This is a genomic window from Candidatus Defluviilinea gracilis, from assembly GCF_057138825.1.
Genome location: NZ_DBNHEF010000079.1, coordinates 1 through 15,106, shown reverse-complemented (window position 1 = coordinate 15,106; position 15,106 = coordinate 1). Strand labels below are relative to the sequence as shown.

Here is a 15,106-nt window from a genome sequence, read left to right as displayed (position 1 = left end):
CACAGTTAACCCTGCTAACAATATGCCAAACTCATTGTCTCTTGAAACTCACACACAGGAACTATTGGTCCATGAATTAATTGCCTATCAGGCGGAAAGATCGCCGCAAAAACCCGCTATCCAGTTTGGCGGCGAGTGTGTCACCTACGCGGAGTTGATCGGGCGCGCCAACCAATTGGCGCGGTATTTGCGCGGCGAGGGAGTTGTGGCTGGCGCGCGGATCGCCATCTCGCTGAATCGCTCCATCGAGATGGTAACAGGCATTTTAGGATGTCTCATCGCTGGAGCGGCGTATATCCCGATCGACCCGGCATATCCTCGGGAGCGTGTGGCGGAAATCCTTGCAAATTCCAATTCCCTATTTTGCATTACTCAAACCGGTCTGTTTCGATCTTCGCCGAAATCCGCTGTGAAAGTTATTTTGTTAGACGCCGTGTCAAAGAGCATCCAGCGCCTCCCTTCGGATGGTTTGGAAAATATGTCCGCCGAGAAAGACCTGGCTTATATTATTTATACTTCGGGCTCGACCGGGGCGCCGAAAGGCGTGATGGTATCTCATGACAGCCTTCGAAATTTTGTCAGGGTCTCTCAATCCGGGCTGGATGTCGCTTCGGATGATGTGTATCTTCAGAGCGCGTCCATTTCTTACGCGTTGGCTGTGCGTCAAATTATGGTGCCGTTATCGCGTGGCGCCACGCTGGTCGTCGCCTCCGACGAACAAATGCGCGACCCTCTGAGATTATTCGAGGAAATCAAGAGAACTCGCGTCACTTTGATGGATGTAGTGCCCTCATTTTGGCGGATGATCAATAAACGGTTGCAGGATTTGCCAGAGGCTTGCCGCAGCGATTTGTTGCAAAACCATCTGCGCAGGATCGTATGCGTGGGGGAGGCTTTGCGCATGGAAACTCCGCGAGATTGGAGGGCGCTAGCGGGCAACAAGGTAGAGCTTGTCAATATTTTTGGGCAAACGGAAACGACAGGCGTGGTTGCCACTTATCCAATCCCGGCCGCCGGTGATGATGGGCTTGCTTGCGCTGTGCCAATTGGACAGGCGATTGCTCAGACGCGCCTATACATCCTGAATGACCACATGGAGTCGGTCTTGCCGGGGCAAAGCGGAGAATTATTCATCAGCAACCCATGTCTGGCAGATGGTTATATACATTTGCCTGAACTCACGGCAAAGAAATTCATTAGCAACCCCTTTGACGATGGGATCAATTGCCGTCTCTACCGGACAGGGGACGTTGTGCGACAACGTGAAGATGGAAATATCGAGTTCGTGGGCCGCAGTGACTCCCAGATAAAGATCCGCGGTCAGCGACTCGAACTGGGCGAGGTGGAATCGGTTCTACGAAGTTGCCCCGAGGTGGAGGATTGCGCGATCCTTGTGTTAAAAGATCAAGCCGACGAGAATTATCTGGCGGCATATATTGTTCCCGCGCATGAAAATGTTGCCCTGGCAGAGATCCGCGCGTATTGTCGGCGAAAAATGCCCGACTTCATGATCCCCTCTCGATTTGTTACGCTACAAACGATGCCTCTCTCGACCAACGGGAAGCTGGATCGTCGGGCGCTTGCTCAGATTCGGGGCGCGAAATCCCTGGCGTCCACCATTGAGCCGCCGGGAAATAGTGTTGAGAGCCGGCTCATGGTCATCTGGCGCGAGTTGTTACAGCAGTCTGAATTTGGAATCCATGATGATTTCTTTGATCTTGGCGGACATTCTTTCATGGCAGTGAGGTTGATTTCCCGGATTGAGCGCGAATTTGGAATTCACCTTTCCGTAGGGGCTATTTTGAATGCTCCCACAATTTCCAGCCAGGCGGCGTTGCTGGAACATGCCAACACGGGTCTGTATCAAGAGCAGATTCTGGTTCCCATTAATCCCAGGGGGAACAAGCCCATCTTGTTCGGTGTCCATGGACATGAAGGAGGGGTGCTGTACTTCCGCTTCATCGCAAGACAGTTACCTGCCGATCAGCCCTTCTATGCTCTTCAAGCGCAAGGCGTGGACGGCGTAACTCCAGCCCTTCCGCGCATCGAGGATATGGCTCTGCTCTATCTTCAAGAAATTAAGAAACTTCAACCTCATGGACCGTATTATCTTTGTGGGTTTTCATTGGGAGGGGAGATCGCCTACGAGATGGCACAGCAACTCCTGAAGCAAGGCGAGCAGGTTAAGTTGTTATTGATGCTTGACACACGAAACCCGGAGCGGTTGGCGCGAACCCAGGTGTTTGCGGAGAATCAGCCTTTTCTCGATGGAACGGTTCGAACCATGCAGTGGCATCTCCGCCGCCTGTCACAGGCAGGTTTCAAGGGAAAAGTTGGGTATGTTGGGATGCTTATCCAGACAAAGATCTTGCGTATCGCGCTTTTCGGTCTGGTTGCCCTTGCATTTGCGATGAAGTGGCGTCTTTCAGATCGTCTGTTGCTTGCCTACTTGCGCACAACGCATAGTAAAGCATTGCATGAATATTTCCCCCAGCCCTACGCGGGCAAAGTGACATTGTTCCGATCGAGCCAGACCGAAGAGCAAAGTTGCGATCAAGTTCCCTGGAGTTGGGAGGCTCTTGCCCTGGGCGGTTTTGAGAAACATCGCTTTATTGCATCGCATAACATAATCGCCGAAGAGTATGCTCCTGAGGTGGCGCGGAAAATCAAGGAATGCCTTGAGCGCGCCAGCGAGGATTGAACATTAGACTTTTCTCTACCGCACATTTCTGCCACTAAGTTCTTAACTTGGCGCTCTTCGCGGTAAAAAGGGAGGTGTACGGTGGAGAGAATTATTTTGGAGAGAGGGCAACGTATCGTCAACCTTCAATCCATATCCTGTCGCAGGTCGCCGCTATCCAGAGTGTGGAGTAGTTCGGGGCTCTCGGCGAGAACATCGATGATGCCGTAGGATAGTTCCTGCATCATCGGCGCGAGAGGCACCTGCGCGGGCGGGGAAATGCGTTTTGGGGTTGGAGGACAAGCCATATGCGGCTTGTCTGAGTCTTCAGCCCGCTTGCGAATGATGCGCGGGTCGTTGGTCAAAGAACCGACGTAGTACCCCATCACAGAATACACTTCGCGCTGGGGGGTGACCCATCCGATATATTCGCCGGAACGGTTGAAAATATAAGGGTATACGAGGAAAGCGTCCGCTTCGCCTTGCGAGTTATAGATGGGGATAATACGGGTATGGGCTTGGGTTGCCATGCTTATTCCACATCATTATACGTCCAGTAGCGGTTCACGAAATAATTCCAAAGCATTACAATTCCGATAGCGATGGCGAGGGTGGCGTTTTTTGCCAGCGTTTCCGGCGTGAACGCGGAGAGTATGCTGAGGGAGGCGAAAAGCCCTTCCATGGGCGGCTCAACATAATGGAGGATGGGAACGCGAATGGCGATCCCCGCCGCGTTGACCACGAAGAACATCCCTAGTTGTTGCAGGATGTGGCGCGAGCGCGATTCTGGGTACGTCCAGTAGCGGTTGCCGGTAAAGTTGTTGGCAACCGCGCAAACGAACGAAATTGTCCCCGCGTAGACGAGCCGCATGGCGAATAGGCGGGTGAGCAGGTTCATCACGCCAAAATCGACCAGCGAGCCAATGGCGCCTACAGTGGCAAATTTCAGGAAGCGGATGCGTTCGATCTTGTTGGTTTGGGCGGTCATAGCCCCAGTTTGGATTTGAAATAGGGAATGGTTTTGGCGATCCCTTCCTCGAGGGAGACTTTCGGCTCCCACTGGAGGATGGCGCGGGCGCGGGTGATATCGGGGCGGCGCTGTTGCGGGTCTCGCACACTGCGCGCGTCTTTGACGTAGGTGATGCCCGCCTGGTTACCGGTGATCTTGTTGATGGCTTCGGCGAATTCGAGCAGGCTGATCTCGCGCTGGTTGCCGATGTTGACCGGCAAATGTTCGTCGGAATAAAGCAACCGCACGATACCGTCCACCAGGTCGTCCACGTAGCAGAACGAGCGGGTTTGTTTTCCCTCGCCGTACACGGTGAGCGGTTGCTCGAGCAATGCCTGTTTCAGCAGGTTCGGCAAGGCGCGCCCGTCCTCAAGGTCCATGCGCGGACCGTAGGTGTTGAAGATGCGCACGATGCGCGTGTCTACGCCGTGATAGCGGTGATATGCCATGGTGATCGATTCGGCGAACCGTTTCGCCTCATCGTACACGGCGCGCGGACCGGCGGGATCGACGTTGCCGGTGTAATCCTCCGTTTGCGGGTGAACCAGCGGATCGCCGTAAATCTCACTTGTGGATGCCAGCAGGAATCTCGCTTTGTTGGCTTTTGCCACGCCCAGGCAGTTGTGTGTGCCGAGCGCGCCGGCTTTCATGGTCTGGATCGGGAGGTTGAAGTAGCCCGATGGCGATTGAGGGTTGGGGCTGGCTGGCGAAGCGAAGTGCATCACCGCGTCCACTTTGCCGGGGATGAAGATGTAATTCGATACATCGTGTTTGTAGAACGAAAATTTTTCATTCCCCATCAAGTGGGCGAGGTTGCCCGGGTTGCCGGTGATGAAGTTGTCCAGCCCGACGATCTCGTGACCGTCGGCGAGCAACCGGTCGCTTAAGTGTGAGCCGAGGAATCCCGCGGCTCCGGTGATCAAAATGCGCATGTGTTATCTCCAATCGATTTTTGTGACCAGCCCATCGCCCGTCACTTGAAATGCCTGACCGTTGCCGGTATCCACCAGCCAAAGATTCCCCTGGTAAACGACCGCCAGGAAGTAGCCAGATTGCCCGTCGATTTGACGCGGCGCCCAGGCGGGGATTTGCGGCTCGAGACCCGGCGCGTCATTCGCAGGGAAAACTGTTCGCCGGTTGGAGCCATCGCGGTCCATGACGACGACCCGGTAGCGGCTGGTTTCGCTCTGTTCGTGAAAGATGGCTTGCAGGTACGCCACTTGATACTGTCGTTCGCGCGAACTGGCTTGGGTCGGCGACGCGTTTGGGTAGGCGAACATGCCGGTCTGCGAGGCGATGTCGACAGTGGCGTCGTTTTCAAATGAGGTGGCGCGGATGTCAAAGAACGGCGAATCTTCAGCGTTCACTAGACTGGGCGGGGGCGCATGAGTTACATAATAGAGGGTATTTCCGTCGGCGCCCCACGAGATGGACGGAAGCCACGCCCAGTCGCTGTGAGTGTTGAGGGGGACGATGTCGATGAGTGGTTTGATGTATTTGCCGTCCAAATCGACCGTGCCGATGCCGTCCGGGCGGGCGTATGCCAGTTTCCCGTTTGAGGAGAAGGCGAACGTCATGCCCCACCAGCCGTAGACGCCGCCGGCGTTCGCGTCCAGTATTTTTTTCTTTTCGCCGGTCGAGATGCTGTATCGCCAGAGGTCGTTGTTTGCCTGCCAGCCGGGCGCGGTGGCGCGCGGTTCCACTGTGGTGTAGGCGACGGAGCTTGTGCCGGGAATCCAATCGGCGAAGTGGACTACATTCGATACGCTGGTGGGGAAGGGTTTACTGCCAGGGTTGGTGCGAACCGCCCACAAGACGTTGATCTCTTTGCCGGCGGGCTTGGTAGATTTGCGGGTGTAGATGAGGTAATCGCCGCGCGGCGAGATGCGGAAGATGCGCCCGTCGAGGTCGCCGGTGGTGACGAGTGGAAAACGATTTGCGGTGGAGGTGTCGATGACCCATGCGTTGCCGCCCGCGATGTAGGCAAGTTTGCCGGGGATGGGCAGGGGCGCGAAGGACGTCTGCGCGCCGATCATCACGATCTCCGGTATCGCCTCCACGAGAATTACGGATTTGACGATGGATTTGCTGATTTCCACGCCGTCTTCCAGCACGCGGCGGTAGGTTACTTCTTGCGAGCCGTTTGCGCCGGCTTGCACGAGGCGCGTTTCGCCTTCGGGCAATGATTCGTTTCGCACAATTTGTTTGTCAAAGGGGATGACTTGTTCTTCGGTTTCGAAGATTTCGCGCACGCGAATGATGACGACCGAATCTCCATCGTTGAGCACCGTGTAGACCGGCGGATCGGCGCGATCCAAATTTCCGAATGCGATACCGGCGATTTGCAATGCCTGTTGCACGGTGCTCCCGGCGGGAATGGTGGAGGTTTGCGTCGCGCCATCGACAGTGACGGAGATGGTCGCCTCTGGGCTGGCGAACTGCGGGGAGCGGCATCCGTTTAGGAGGAGGCTAAGGTTGAGGAGCAGGAGCAGGCTTCCCCTGAGTCGACGCGCTGGTTTCGTCGAAGCGTTTCGCGTGAAAAAGATTCGGCGCATTTTATCCGGTGTATAATCCGTGCGCTATCGGATTCGACCGACGATGGTCATGAGTCCGTCGGCAATGGCGATGGTTTCGATGCGAAGCCCGGTGGCAACGGGACCGAACGAGCCGGTGTACGCCTCTTCGATGATGGCGGTGATGGTTTCGTTGATGCCCTCCGGCGCGGGGAACGGACCGAAGTCGGCTGAGGCGATCTCGATGGTTGGTTTACCTTCCGCGTCGACGCCGACATTGACGATGATGCCGATGTTGGCGGCGAACACGCCTTGCTGGGTCTTGCCGTAAATTTTCATTTGCCCGTCGCGCAAATACACTTGCGGGTCGGTGATGAGCGGCGTGGAATTCTCTTGTTGCAGGCTCGGGTCGTTTTGCAGGCGCAAGGCAAGATAGGATGTGATCTGCGGCTCGGTGATGGTGATGGTTACCACGCCGCTGACTAAACCATCTTCGATGGATTTTTGGATGCCGTCTTGCAGGCTTTGCGCGGCTTCGGTCGACACTGGGATGGGCGCGAGGTCTGAGTAGTCGGGTCCGCCGGCGTACAGCGTGCAGGCGAGCGATGCGAGGATGAGCGCGATGAAAAAGATGCTGGGTTTGGTTCGTTTCATTCCTGGGTGTTCCGTACGGTGTAGTTCGTATTTCGTAAGTGGTCGGCGTGGTCTCGATGCGCCCTCAATAAACATTTGGGCGACTCGACCATCGTAAATCGTACATCGAAGGGTATTATAGCATGAGCGATTCTGAGGCTTCTACGGCGCAAAATTCCGAAACTGAATTGTCACTTTCAGCAAAACTGGAAGCAATGTTGTTTGTATCAGGCGAGCCTGTGGCGACCGCGCAGTTAGCGGCCGCGCTGGACGTTGCCCCTTCGGTCATCGAACGCGGGCTGAATGAGTTGGATGCGGCGCTCGCTAGTCGCGGTTTGCGCCTTCAGCGGAACGCCGGGCGAGCGCAGTTAACGACCGCGCCGCAACTCGCCGAACTTGTGGAGCATTTCCTTGGGCTTGAAGCCACGTCTCATCTTAGCCGCGCCGCGCTGGAAACGTTGGCGATCATCGCCTATCAGCAACCGGTCACGCGCCCGCAAATTGATTCGATTCGCGGCGTGAATAGCGACAGTATGATGAAGAGTCTCCTGCACAAGAATTTGATCCTCGAATCGGGTCGCGCCGATGGACCGGGTCGCCCGATCTTGTATTCCACCACGCCTGAATTTTTGCAACACTTTGGGTTGAACTCGATCCTCGAAATGCCATCGCTGGCAAAGCCTGAGGATGAGGAGTCGAAACAGGATGAGTTGTTGAAAGGGTAGGCGCATTTGAGCGCGGATACCTGCCCTTGCTTGCGCCATTGAAAACGCTGATTACGCGGAGTGTACAATCTACGTAATCAGCGTTCTGTTTTATTTCCGATCGATGCCGGCGGGTTACCTCAAATAACTTCCCGCGCTGACGAAAATATCTTTCAAGAATTTCACTTCCTCAATATCGTCCACGTACACGCCGTTGCGCGAGCGCGAGGAGTGGATCATCTTCCAGCCGCCGAGACTCATGCCGACGTGGGTGATACGTTTGTCGTCGTCTTCGCTGAAGAAGATCAGGTCGCCGATCTCGAACGGAGGCTCAACGGGTTTCGCGGCGTCGCATTGCATGTCGGCGTCGCGCGGAATTTCGATTCCCACCCAGCGGTGAAGCAGTTGCGCGAAGCCCGAACAGTCAATGCCGTTGCCACTGCTTCCGCCCCAGAGATACGGCACGCCGATCATCCGTTGTGAATCGGATTCAAGCATCGTGCGTTTTTCTTCAACATCTTGCGGGATGTCGGTGAGCGCGCGCAGATGACGCGACTCGACCCAGCCGACTCGGTTCGCGCGGACTTTTGACCACCCATCCTGCGTCTCTTCGACGGGGAGGCTGGTTCCGCTTACGAGACGAGTTATCACCACGCTGACGGGATTCGGCTCGGCGCGGAGTTCGATCACTGGCGCAATCACGAGGTGCGTGGATGTGGGGGCGAGTCCTTCACTGAGATAGGGACGATATGCCCAGCCCAAATATCCATCCGTTTGGCGGACGAAGACCCACTTGCCTTGTTCTTCCAATACTTCGAGTTCTGTGCCGAAGGTCAACTCGCTGAGGAGTGGAACGCGAAACGTGGGCTTTTCATGCAAGCCTGTGAGATTCGTGGCGACATGGACGCGCTCGTTCGCGTCGGTGTGGAGAGCGTTGACGGAAGCCGTATCAAGTTTCAATTGAGGAAAGAGGCGGGGCAGTTCATCCAATTGAGATTTATGGAGGACGCGTCCGCTGAGGGTGAGAGAGTCGCTTGTCTGCGAAGCGATCTTCACATCGAAGACGGTGGTGCGTTTGTCGAGCGTTTTGGCGAAGTCATCGAGGATGGTTTGCATGGAACGATTCTCTTTTGAATGATATAGTTTGCGCGATCTGGCGTTAGAGAACGCCAAGTACACAACGATGGAACGATTCTACCATCTGTGTTAATATGCGCCCCTATTTGGGAGATTGAGCAATGAAACTTTCTTGGGAACCGATCACACTGAATCTGCGGACGACTTTCCGCGTGGCGCATGGGGCGAGCGACCAGCGTCATAATGTGTTGGTGTTTCTCGATGACGGGGTGGGCGAAGCGGCGGCGGTGCCGTATTATGGCGAGACGCAAGAGGGGATCATCGAGTATTTGAAATCTGTGCCAGACTTGGGCGACGATCTTTTTGACATGGACAATGTTTTGGCGCGGCGACCTGCTGGCTCGCGCGCGGCGCGGTCTGCGATTGACGAGGCGTTGCACGATCTGTGGGGAAAAAAGTTGGGACAGCCGTTGTATAAATTGTTCGGGTTGAACCCGAAGAAGATTCCTTTGACTTCGTTCACGATTGGAATGGATGAGCCGCATGTGATGGCGGAACAGGCGAAAGCATCGGGTCATCCGATCCTGAAGATCAAGTTGGGAGGGGAGGAGGATGAGGCGCGAGTCAAAGCCATTCGCGGCGCGACCAACTCCAAATTGCGAGTCGACGCGAACGCGGGGTGGAGTCGTGAACAGGCGCTGAGACTCATCCCGCGTTTGGCGGAATACGATCTGGAGTTCATCGAACAGCCGCTGGCTGTGGATGATGTGGATGGATATTTTTGGTTGAAGGATGAGTTACGCGCTCAGCGAATTGACATTCCCATCTTTGCGGATGAGACGGCGAAGAATTCGCGCGATGTCGCCAAGTTGGCGGGCGCGATTGACGGCGTGGTGGTGAAGACAATGAAGAGCGAGGGAATCCGCGAGGCGTTGCGGATGATCCATGCGGCGCGGGCGCACGATATGCGGATCATGTTGAGTTGCATGGTCGAGTCGTCGGTGGGAGTCACTGCCGCGGCGCATCTCGCTCCGCTGTGCGATTATGCCGACCTGGATGGTCCGCTGTTGATCAAGAACGATCCCTATCGCGGGGTGACGTATGATGGGGCGAAGATGTTTTTGCCCGATGGCGCGGGGATCGGGGTGGAGAGAATTTAATTTATTGCTTCATTTTGCGCAAGACAAAGACCCCGAAGGGGTCATATGATTATAGAATCGATTTATCACGAGGGGGACAACCCCGAAGGGGTGTCAGAGATGGTAAAGATATGTCATCCCTTCGGGATTTGAAATCGATCATCACAATTTTCTATAACCCTACCATCCCTTCGGGATTGACAGGAGTGTAGGTTTAGTTGTTCAAACCGCTCTTTTTTCGACCACAACAGTCGCTTCACCCAATAGCGCGGCAATTGCGCCGATGGCGGCGAGTTGCGGCGCTATCAACGCGCCGACGACGCCAAACGTGAGGGGAATCTCAAAGATAACTTTACCTTCCTTGTCCTTGATGATCACGCGGCGGATGTTGCCCTCGTTGATGAGGTTCTTGATCTTGCGAAGCAGTTCTTCGCCGTCCACGCGGAATTCTTCGGTGCGAAATTTTTCTTCGGACATGTTGACTCCTCTACTTGTTGCGTCAGCAGTTGCACTGCTGACGCTTTATCCGTCACCAAAGTTCATCCGCAGTTGTGCTGTGGATGAACCTTCGGCAGTACAACTGCCGAAAGAACGGGATGAAACTGACGCCTTACCCTGTCACCAAAATATCTATCGGGGGATATGTTTCCTCGCCAAGAATATACGCGCGAGCGCTGGAATAAAGCCATTGTTCTGGCGACTGAACTAAACCTGCTCGTACAGGGTTCATGTGGATGTAATCCATTTTCTGGCGGGCAAACTTTTCGGTGAAAATTGCTTCTGGGTGAGACCCCTCCTGCCAAACCTGATACTTCGACACATCTTGCGCGCGGTTTTTGATTCGAGCATTCTCAAAAACGTTCAAAAAATCTGTTGCACTTTGTCTTTCCGCTTCTTGTGATATTTTTCTGGATGTATGGCGTTTAAAGTCTCTCGTAACATCGGAAAGATTAATCCCGATTTTGGGCCATAGTATTGCGTGAAGGTGCGATGACATGATTACAAAAGCATTGAGTTGGGTTTTCTTTTCTGTCCGCAAATAATTCAGCGAATCTAAAATAATTTGGCGGTAGGATTCTTTGTCGAATAGATACAGCCAATCAACCAGCGTCCATGTGACGAAATAGGCATAATGGGTATCAGAGAATACGCGATACGCTCTCGACATGTTTACTCCTCCATGCGGCAGTGCAACTGCCGCATGATCTGTGCAACTACCACGCGATTTAATCAATTGATCATCCAGCAGTTGTACTGCTGGATGGAGTTGCATAGTAGCCCAATATTCGTACAAGCACAATCAATCGGCAGTGCAACTGCCGATTGATCTATTTATCTATTCAAACCATTTTTCATCGAGCGGCGTCCACTCATCGGATTGATCGGCGCGGTCTGCCCAGTTTTCTTTGCCGCTCCAACTTTTAATTGCAATGGCATAGATCGAAGTGGCGCGCAATTCTTTGTCGGTGATCTCGCGGTATTCTTTGCCAGCCGTCATGGCGGGGAAATATTTTCCGATGAGACCATACAACAACTCACGCGCTTCGGCGGGATCGTCCACCAGCCGCGCGTCGCCGTAGACGACCACACTGCGGAATTGAAGCGAGAACTCGAGCGCGACGTTCGATGGCAGGAACTTCCCCAACTCGCTCGCCTCCAAACTGACCTTCGGGTTGGCTTCCACATTCGAGCGGACTCGCCCCGCGACATTCGAGTGAAACGCGATCTGATGATTCGCTTCGTCGTACCAAAACATCGTCGGGTTGATGAACGGCTGTCCGTCAATGGACGTGGCGATGTGTCCTATTTTTGCTTCATTGAGAAACGAGCGAATCCAATCGTCGTCTTTGGTGAGATGCGGGCGGCGTTGGAACGCGGCGGGAGGTTGTGGGATGTAGTCGCGGGGCATATTAATTCAACGCTCGTTTGTAAATACCGATCTGTAAAAAGATGACCACGATTCCGCACGCGGCAGAGATCAGCCAGTTAACCCATGTATTCAAGCCCATTGCATATTGCGCGAAGTAGACCGACGCGGTGAACGTCACGCCGCTGAGGATAGCGGCTTCACGCGCTTGATAAAAAGAGATGCTCGTCTTTTTGTGTAACGGGGGAAGGGTGTGCGATGTCCAGCGGAACGCCTTTGATATTTCTTTGTTCTGCGAGATCATGAATTCTTTGAGCTGATTCATCGCCAGCATAGACTCGTACCACGCTGCGCGAAGTTTTGCCAGTTGCACGATGGTGCTTGTGCCCATCAACGTAAGCAGAAGAAATATCCCGCTGAAGATGAATTTGACGCCTCGCGTGAAGAAATCCGCGTCGAAGAATTGCGTGCCGAAGATGGCGGCGATCAGCGAACCGACGGCAATAAGGTAAAAGGACGAAATCCGCGCGCGGTCTTCGTTCGCCTGCGCGGCGGTCTGCGCGATGTATTCGTATTCCTCGGTGAGGAATTCGTCTGTGTTGACGGGTTGGGATTTTTGTTTGGGCATCCTACACCTTCACCGTCCACTCGCCCTTCCGAAACACTGCCACGCGCGAACCATCCGCTTTGACTCCATCAATATCCAACTTGTCTGAGCCGATCATAAAATCTACGTGCGTGAGGCTTTTGTTGCCTCCTGCGGCGGCGAACTCTTCCTCGGTCATATCTTCGCCGCCGACGATGGTGTCTCGGTAGGAATTTCCAATCGCAACGTGGCACGAAGCGTTCTCGTCGAAGAGCGTGTTGTAAAACAGAATCTTGCGCTGGCTGATCGGCGAACTGTTCGGCACGAGCGCGCATTCGCCGAGCCGCGCCGCGTTCTCGTCGGTCTCGATCAATTTCTTCAACGTCTCTTCGCCCTTTTTCGCGGACACTTTCACCGCGCGTCCGTTCTCGAACGTCAGACTAAAATCTTCGATCAACACGCCGCTGTAATTCAACGGCATCGTGGACGCGACGGTTCCGTCCACTTGATCTTTGTGCGGCGTGGTGAACACTTCCTCGGTGGGGAGGTTGGGGATGCCCGTGATCCCGTTTTTGAATTCGGCTTGCGCTCCCTGCCAGAGATGTTGTTCGGGCAAGCCGATGGTCAAGTCCGTGCCGGGAGATTGATAATGCAGAGCCGTGAATTTTTGAGCGTTCAGATAATTACGATACTTTTTGAGTTTCTCGACGTGTTCCTGCCACGCGGCGACCGGGTCCGCTTCGTAGATTCGACAACTGGCGAAGATCTCCGCCCATAATTTTTCCACCGCTTCTTTCGCAGGGACGGCTGGGAACACCTTCCGCGCCCACGCCGGTGACGCGGTTGCCACCACGCACCAGTTGGTCGTGTTTTCATACTTGCGGAGCGGTTCGAACTTTTCCGCGGATGCTTTGCGATTCTTCGCGATCAACTCCGGGTCAATGCCTGCCAGCAATTCGGGATCGGAGGAATGGATGGCGAGTTCCGCGTCCATGCGTTCGTAATATTCCTCGTAGCGCGTCAGCATCCAATTAGGCACTTCGGTCAGCGACTCATGGTCGGCATGTTCAAAACGGATGCGGGCGATGCGCTCGTCCGTGTAGATCGGCTCGACGTAAACCGCGCCAGCCTTGTACGCGCTTTCGGCTACTTTGCGCATCAATGGCGCGTCTTCAAGGATTCCGCGCAGGAGCAGGCGTTGTCCCTTGCGGAGGTTGAGTCCGATGCGGACAACGACATCGGCGTATTTTGAGAGCAGTTGATCGAATTCTGATTCTGTCATGGAAATCCCTTTTGAACCGCGAAGAAAACCTTTTTGAACCGCTAAGCGCGCGAAGGTCGCTAAGAAAAATCTTTGCGTTCTTAGCGCTCTTCGCGGTTAATTTTTTATCCTTTTTGAACCGCGAAGAAAACCTTTTTGAACCGCTAAGCGCGCAAAGGTCGCTAAGAAAAATCTTTGCGTTCTTAGCGCCCTTCGCGGTTAATTGATTTTACGCCTCGAACGCCCACTCGCCCGATCGCATCACAGGTTCGCGCGCGCCGTCGTCTTTGATCCCGTCAATGTCCATGTGCGGCGAGCCGATCATGAAATCCACGTGGTTGAGGCTGACGTTGCCTCCAGCGGCGATAAATTCCTCGTCGGTCAACTCAGCCCCACCCGTGAGCGTGAAGCGGTAGGCGCGTCCGATGGCGATGTGACAGGAGGCGTTCTCGTCGAAGAGCGTGTTGTAAAAAAGATGACCGCGTTTGCCGATGGGCGAGGTCGCGTTGACCAGCGCCACCTCGCCGAGCCGCGTTGAGCCTTCGTCGGTGTCCACCAGTTTTTGCAGGAGGGCTTGATTCTTTTTCGCGTTCACTTTCACGATGCGCCCGTTCTCGAACGTGACGCTGAAATCTTCGATGAGGCTTCCGCCGTAACTGAGCGGGAAGGTCGCGGCGACGGTTCCCTCCGCGCGGTTGCGATCGGGCAGTGTGAAGATTTCTTCGGTGGGCATGTTGGCGGTGAAGATCACGCCGTTCTCCGCCATCGCCTGCGCGCCGCCCCAAATGTGACCGTAGGGCAAGCCGAGGGTGAAGTCGGTGCCGGGACCTTTGTAATGAAGCGCGGAATATTTTTTTGCTTGCATGTACTTGGCGCGGGCTTTCAAGTTTTTGATGTGCGCTTCCCACGCGGCGACCGGGTCAGGGAGGGTGGCGCGAGTCGTCTCGAAGATGGCTTGCCATAATTTTTCTTCCGCTTCCTCTGGCTTGAGGTCGGGGAAAACTTTCGCCGCCCACGCCGGGCTCCCCGAAGCGACCACGCACCAGTTGATCGCGTTGCGGCTGACTTGCGCTCCGATCGCATTGTAATGACTCAAATGAGTTTTTTGCATTGCCGCGATTCGTTCGGAATCCAGACCAGCAAGCGCGTCGGGATCGTTGGCATAAACCGAAAGCAACGCGTCGCCGTTCTTGATCATGTTCATCGTGGCGTCAACGATATGATTCGAATACTCGTCGAACGAATCGACGGGCGCGTGTTGCAAGCGGAGGCGGAGCATTTCCTCGTCGCCCCAAATGACCTCCACATATTTCGCGCCTGCGGCATACGCGGCTTTCGTCACCGCATAGACGAACTCTCGCCCCGCAGGCGGCACTCCGCGCGAGGTGGCATTGGTGATGATGAGCCGCTGTCCCTTGCGCAGGTTCAGCCCCACGCGCACCACCGCTTCGGCATATTTTTCAAGCAATTCCTGGTGTTGTTTTGATGGCATGGCATCTCCCTTTTATAACCATGTCATTCTGAATACTATGAAGCCGTCAAGGTTTTTTGAAAAACCAGGGGATTGACAGCAACATAGTTGGGAAGGTAGGGTTGTTGCGAGCGGACGACAGCACAAGCAATCTTGAGGATCTTGT

15 protein-coding genes are annotated in these 15,106 nt (G+C 54.7%); 3 read left to right on the top strand and 12 right to left on the bottom strand.

The genetic code is table 11. The annotated features are described in order from the left end of the window. The first annotated feature begins 22 nt into the window (after window positions 1-22). Window positions 23-2,701, top strand: a complete 2,679-nt coding sequence (locus AC16KF_RS15515) for a non-ribosomal peptide synthetase (protein WP_484038252.1) — start codon at window positions 23-25, stop codon at window positions 2,699-2,701. A gap of 125 nt (window positions 2,702-2,826) precedes the next feature. On the opposite strand, the gene AC16KF_RS15510 is transcribed toward AC16KF_RS15515, so the two are convergent. Genes AC16KF_RS15510 through AC16KF_RS15490 form a run of 5 tightly spaced genes read right to left on the bottom strand, consistent with a single transcriptional unit; the run spans window position 2,827 to window position 6,856 of the window. Then, the gene (locus AC16KF_RS15510; protein WP_484038251.1) at window positions 2,827-3,210 is read right to left on the bottom strand and encodes a 4-fold beta flower protein; all 384 of its coding nucleotides are present in this window, start codon (window positions 3,208-3,210) and stop codon (window positions 2,827-2,829) included. Window positions 3,211-3,212: 2 nt separating this feature from the next. Then, the gene (locus tag AC16KF_RS15505; protein WP_484038250.1) at window positions 3,213-3,668 is read right to left on the bottom strand and encodes a GtrA family protein; all 456 of its coding nucleotides are present in this window, start codon (window positions 3,666-3,668) and stop codon (window positions 3,213-3,215) included. Next, window positions 3,665-4,621 carry a UDP-glucuronic acid decarboxylase family protein gene (locus tag AC16KF_RS15500; RefSeq protein ID WP_484038249.1) on the bottom strand — a complete coding sequence of 319 codons (957 nt, stop codon included), beginning with the start codon at window positions 4,619-4,621 and terminating at the stop codon, window positions 3,665-3,667. Before AC16KF_RS15500 ends, AC16KF_RS15505 begins: the two co-directional genes overlap by 4 nt. Window positions 4,622-4,624: 3 nt before the next feature. Then, window positions 4,625-6,244: a G5 domain-containing protein gene (locus tag AC16KF_RS15495; RefSeq protein WP_484038248.1), complete on the bottom strand. Its 1,620-nt coding sequence runs from the start codon at window positions 6,242-6,244 to the stop codon at window positions 4,625-4,627. Window positions 6,245-6,268: 24 nt separating this feature from the next. After that, window positions 6,269-6,856, bottom strand: a complete 588-nt coding sequence (locus AC16KF_RS15490; protein WP_484038247.1) for a hypothetical protein — start codon at window positions 6,854-6,856, stop codon at window positions 6,269-6,271. A 122-nt stretch (window positions 6,857-6,978) separates the two neighbouring features. Between AC16KF_RS15490 and scpB the strand changes: the two genes are divergently transcribed. Beyond that, complete coding sequence (gene scpB / locus AC16KF_RS15485) at window positions 6,979-7,560, top strand: SMC-Scp complex subunit ScpB (RefSeq protein ID WP_484038246.1); 582 nt, start codon at window positions 6,979-6,981, stop codon at window positions 7,558-7,560. 114 nt (window positions 7,561-7,674) lie between these two features. On the opposite strand, the gene AC16KF_RS15480 is transcribed toward scpB, so the two are convergent. Beyond that, window positions 7,675-8,655: a C40 family peptidase gene (locus tag AC16KF_RS15480; RefSeq protein ID WP_484038245.1), complete on the bottom strand. Its 981-nt coding sequence runs from the start codon at window positions 8,653-8,655 to the stop codon at window positions 7,675-7,677. A 122-nt stretch (window positions 8,656-8,777) separates the two neighbouring features. Here AC16KF_RS15480 and AC16KF_RS15475 point away from each other — a divergent pair, with 122 nt between their 5' ends. Next, window positions 8,778-9,776 (top strand): dipeptide epimerase, encoded by a 999-nt coding sequence (locus AC16KF_RS15475; protein ID WP_484038244.1) that lies wholly within the window; start codon window positions 8,778-8,780, stop codon window positions 9,774-9,776. A gap of 201 nt (window positions 9,777-9,977) precedes the next feature. Here AC16KF_RS15475 and AC16KF_RS15470 read toward each other — a convergent pair whose 3' ends face one another. From AC16KF_RS15470 to AC16KF_RS15445, 6 genes are all read right to left on the bottom strand, one after another. Continuing rightward, on the bottom strand, window positions 9,978-10,232 hold the full coding sequence (locus AC16KF_RS15470; protein ID WP_484038243.1) for a DUF4342 domain-containing protein: 255 nt from the start codon (window positions 10,230-10,232) through the stop codon (window positions 9,978-9,980). 133 nt (window positions 10,233-10,365) lie between these two features. Continuing rightward, entirely contained in the window at window positions 10,366-11,028 is a 663-nt protein-coding gene (locus AC16KF_RS15465) for an REP-associated tyrosine transposase (protein WP_484038242.1), read from the bottom strand. Between the two features lie 63 nt (window positions 11,029-11,091). Beyond that, a complete protein-coding gene (locus AC16KF_RS15460) occupies window positions 11,092-11,664 on the bottom strand; it encodes a pyridoxamine 5'-phosphate oxidase family protein (RefSeq protein WP_484038241.1) in 573 nt (190 codons plus the stop codon). 1 nt (window position 11,665) lies between these two features. Continuing rightward, complete coding sequence (locus AC16KF_RS15455) at window positions 11,666-12,250, bottom strand: hypothetical protein (RefSeq protein WP_484038240.1); 585 nt, start codon at window positions 12,248-12,250, stop codon at window positions 11,666-11,668. Window position 12,251: 1 nt separating this feature from the next. Beyond that, window positions 12,252-13,490 carry an aminopeptidase gene (locus AC16KF_RS15450; RefSeq protein ID WP_484038239.1) on the bottom strand — a complete coding sequence of 413 codons (1,239 nt, stop codon included), beginning with the start codon at window positions 13,488-13,490 and terminating at the stop codon, window positions 12,252-12,254. A gap of 208 nt (window positions 13,491-13,698) precedes the next feature. Further along, complete coding sequence (locus tag AC16KF_RS15445) at window positions 13,699-14,961, bottom strand: aminopeptidase (protein WP_484038238.1); 1,263 nt, start codon at window positions 14,959-14,961, stop codon at window positions 13,699-13,701. Window positions 14,962-15,106 lie beyond the last annotated feature (145 nt).